The sequence below is a fragment of the Varibaculum massiliense genome (assembly GCF_900106855.1).
Lineage (GTDB): Bacteria > Actinomycetota > Actinomycetes > Actinomycetales > Actinomycetaceae > Varibaculum > Varibaculum massiliense.
On sequence record NZ_FNWI01000002.1, the window covers coordinates 1 to 1648 of the forward strand.

Annotated in this window: 2 protein-coding genes; both read right to left on the reverse strand. The window is 67.7% G+C overall.

Translation table 11 applies throughout. From position 1 onward, the window contains the following. On the reverse strand, nucleotides 1–367 hold a 367-nt coding region (locus BQ5456_RS00015), incomplete at its 3' end, for a DNA gyrase (protein WP_071128195.1). 109 nt (nucleotides 368–476) lie between these two features. Continuing rightward, nucleotides 477–1478, reverse strand: a complete 1002-nt coding sequence (locus BQ5456_RS00020) for a VirB6/TrbL-like conjugal transfer protein, CD1112 family (RefSeq protein WP_205407826.1) — start codon at nucleotides 1476–1478, stop codon at nucleotides 477–479. Between the last annotated feature and the right edge of the window lie 170 nt (nucleotides 1479–1648).

Consider the following 1648-nt stretch of genomic DNA (forward strand, 5'->3'; position numbering starts at 1 on the left):
GCGAGCGCCCTGCGTCGACGGCCTCCTTGAGCTGCGCCGGCATGACCTTCACGGTGTCCTTGACCGCGCGGCCGCCCTCGTCGAGCTCGGGCTGGCCGTCCGGTCCCATCACCGTCTTCCTCAGCCACACCTCGCGGTTCGCGAGCAGCGGTATGTCTCGGAAGTCGGCCCCCTTGAAGCGGCTCTCGTTAACGAACATGGGGCTGAACTCGTAGCCTCCCACGTCCACGCCGTCGACGACGGTGCCCTTTGGAAGGGTCGCCGAGTTGAAGGTCCTGGCCTCGCCGGTCGCGCGGTCGGTGTACTCGATGCCCTCGCGCACGAAGCTCTTGTGCAGCGAGAGGTACACCTTCTTCCTCTCCTCCATGTCTTTCCTCCTTTTCGTTTTCGATCGGTCCTTGTCTTCATCCGCCGGGACGCGTGCCCCGGCGCGGTGCCCCTATCTCATGGCGACCGCCCCCTTCCTCGCTTTTCCGCTAGAAGCCGCTCACGATGTCGCGCGCCCAGGAGCCGCTCTTCACGAGGGCCAGGATGAGCAGCACGCACATGGCCAGGTACTGCAGCGCGTAGGTGAGCCCGTTTGCGACCGCGTCGGCCGGGGTGCCCGTCCCGGGGTTCGCCCCGGTGAGCCCGCCGAGCACGAGCGGGAACGATATGAGCAGCACGAGGATGATGACGCCGGCGATGCAGACCGCCCCGAAGCTCTTCAGGTAGCCGACGCCTATCTGGCGCGTGGCGTCCATGCCGAGGAACGCCAGCGGGATCGGGGCGAACGCGGCCATGATGTAGAGCTGGAGCGCGCGGGCCCAGCAGACCACGAGGGCGACGACGTAGGCCGCCAGCACCACGACCCAGCTGATGAGGCTCACGACGAGCATGGCGATGAGCGACGGGATGTCGTCGTCGGTGGTGACGACGGACACCTCGGGCAGGTCGAGCGCGCCTCCGGCGCCGAAGAGCGCCTCGACTCGGTCGATGGCGAGCCCGCAGACCTCGTAGATCGACGCCATCAGGTCGAAGCTGTTCTGTATGAGGAACAGGAACACGGCGAAGAACACGAGGAGGAAGACGACCTCCTTGACGCCGGGAAGGCTCTGGCTGCCGTCCATGCGCTGGGAGATCTCGATGAGCTTCAGGGTGAAGACCAGGCCGAGCACCCCGCACCCGATCGGCAGGACGGCCACCTGCCATACGCCCCGGGCGACGTCGTGCATGGTCAGGTCGCTCGAGCTCGTGAGCATGTGCGCGAAGTCGGCCGAGAGGATCCCGTTCGCGCCGATCGACCCGAGCACGCCCGTCTGCGCCTTGAACATCCAGTTGCAGCAGTCGCGCAGGAGGCCGCACAGCCAATCGTTGACGTCCCCGGCTATGTCGGCGTATGCCGGCTGCGCGGGGACGAGCAGCAGCGTGCAGAGGGCGAATGCCGTCGCGGCGGAGATGGCGAACGCCCTTCGGCGTCGCGATTCAAGCGCCCGCACGGCTACATCGCCTCCAGCGAGCCGCCGCGCGAGACCACGGTGACCACCGTCGAGGCGGGGTCGTCGAGCGTGAAGGTCGTCGACGCGACGTTCCCGGCGTAGTCGAGCCACACCTCCTTGTCCCAGGTGGCTCCCGTCGCCTGCGGGGACACCTCCGCCGCCTTCCCGGC